General features: G+C 49.9%; 3 protein-coding genes. All 3 read left to right on the top strand.

Translation table 11 applies throughout. The annotated features are described in order from the left end of the window. Nucleotides 1–276 precede the first annotated feature (276 nt). From rraA to VU18_RS07800, 3 genes are read left to right on the top strand one after another with little or no spacing between them, the layout of a single operon-like run. On the top strand, nucleotides 277–762 hold the full coding sequence (gene rraA, locus VU18_RS07810) for a ribonuclease E activity regulator RraA (RefSeq protein ID WP_008880144.1): 486 nt from the start codon (nucleotides 277–279) through the stop codon (nucleotides 760–762). 51 nt (nucleotides 763–813) lie between these two features. Further along, entirely contained in the window at nucleotides 814–1,068 is a 255-nt protein-coding gene (locus VU18_RS07805; protein ID WP_008880145.1) for a hypothetical protein, read from the top strand. Next, complete coding sequence (locus VU18_RS07800) at nucleotides 1,058–1,438, top strand: retropepsin-like aspartic protease (protein WP_008880146.1); 381 nt, start codon at nucleotides 1,058–1,060, stop codon at nucleotides 1,436–1,438. Before VU18_RS07805 ends, VU18_RS07800 begins: the two co-directional genes overlap by 11 nt. Nucleotides 1,439–1,502: the final 64 nt, after the last annotated feature.

Raw genomic sequence — 1,502 nt, 5'->3', positions numbered from 1 at the left:
TCGAATCCAGCTAGCCCAGCTGAACGTCTGGTCAAACCGGAGGGGCTTTGAGCCGGTGAAAACGGTCTCCGCTATATATCGGCGCGGGGCCGTTTTTTATGGTTTCAATGCGATCGGTGGAATACATCGAAGCGATTAACCGCCACACAATGGTTTGGTTCACATCGCCGCGTTCGTGTCAGTCGTTCGAATGAAAGATCGTCGACAAAAAACTGCTGAGGCAGAAGGATTTTGGCGAATGACGGCGAATGCAAAACATGAAAGGGGAGAGCGACAATGAAAACAGCCGATTTATGCGATCAATTTTTAGACGAGTTGCAAGTATGCGAGTTGCCGTTCCAATCGTACGGCGGAAAGCGGGCGTTTTCCGGGCCGATTGCGACGGTCGATGTGTTTGAAGACAACGTCCTTGTCCGAGAAGCGCTGGAGACGGTGCCGCCGGGGACGGTGCTCGTGGTCGATGGAAAAGGCTCGCGCCGCGTCGCGCTATTAGGCGACCGGCTGGCGCAAATCGCTTGCGAGAGGGGGCTTGCTGGCGTCATCATCCACGGCTGCATCCGCGATTCAGCGGAAATTGGCGCCATGCCGATTGGCGTGATGGCGATCGGCACATGCCCGGTGAAAAGCAAAAAAGAGGGAAAAGGCTCACGCGACGTTGCGCTCGAGTTTGGCGGCGTCCGCTGGGAGCCAGGGGCGTACGTGTACGCTGATGCGGACGGCGTTGTCGTCGCCAACAAAGATTTGTTGGCGAAAAATGGTTGACGGCTGCGGTTGAGTCTCGTTCAATACAACGAACAGGTTGAGGCGATGGAGATGGAATGGCAGGAAGTGCGTTCATTGTATCCAAATCAATTTGTGAAATTACAAGTATTAAAGTCCCATTTAGAGGGAGATCAAGAAATCATTGAAGAGGTGGCTGTTATCGGAACGGTTTCGGACAAGGATGCAACTCGTGAGTTGCTGCAATCGAAAGGGAATCAGCTTGTTTATCATACTAGCCACAAGGAGATTGTTTTAAAAGTTCGGGGAGCGATTGGCCTGAGAGGGAAATTTCATTATGCAGATTGAATATCGTGAAGGCTTGCTGTTTGCATCGATCGAAATCGTTTATCAAGGAAGGTCTAAGTTGATTCATAATATGGTGATTGATACTGGTGCGGCGAAAACAGTGATTTCTCAAAATGCAGTAGAAGATATTCATTTGCGGGTAGAGCCGGGCGATCGTATTGTGGCTTATTACGGAATCGGTGGGAAAGAGTACGCGTTTACAAAAAAATTAGACTGTATTCAGCTAGATTCTTTCCAGCTAAGAGAGTATGAAATTGATTTTAGCGGGATGGACTATGAGGGGATTAACGGTTTGTTAGGATTGGATATATTGCTGGGCGCTGGATTTGTCTTAGACCTGGACAAGTTGGAGATGTATCGTTCTGGTTGAAATGGAACGCCCGCTCGAAATGCCAAAAAGAAGGAAAAGGCGCCCGCGACGTTGCGCTCGAGTT

Source organism: Geobacillus sp. ZGt-1 (assembly GCF_001026865.1).
In the GTDB taxonomy this organism is placed as follows: domain Bacteria; phylum Bacillota; class Bacilli; order Bacillales; family Anoxybacillaceae; genus Geobacillus; species Geobacillus thermoleovorans.
This window is presented reverse-complemented; position numbering and strand designations above follow the sequence as displayed.

Excerpts from the sequence above, each read along its gene's own strand:
- rraA (WP_008880144.1), top strand. The coding sequence starts at position 277 with ATGAAAACAGCCGATTTATGCGATCAATTTTTAGACGAGTTGCAAGTA.
- VU18_RS07800 (WP_008880146.1), top strand. The coding sequence starts at position 1,058 with ATGCAGATTGAATATCGTGAAGGCTTGCTGTTTGCATCGATCGAAATC.
- VU18_RS07805 (WP_008880145.1), top strand. The coding sequence starts at position 814 with ATGGAATGGCAGGAAGTGCGTTCATTGTATCCAAATCAATTTGTGAAA.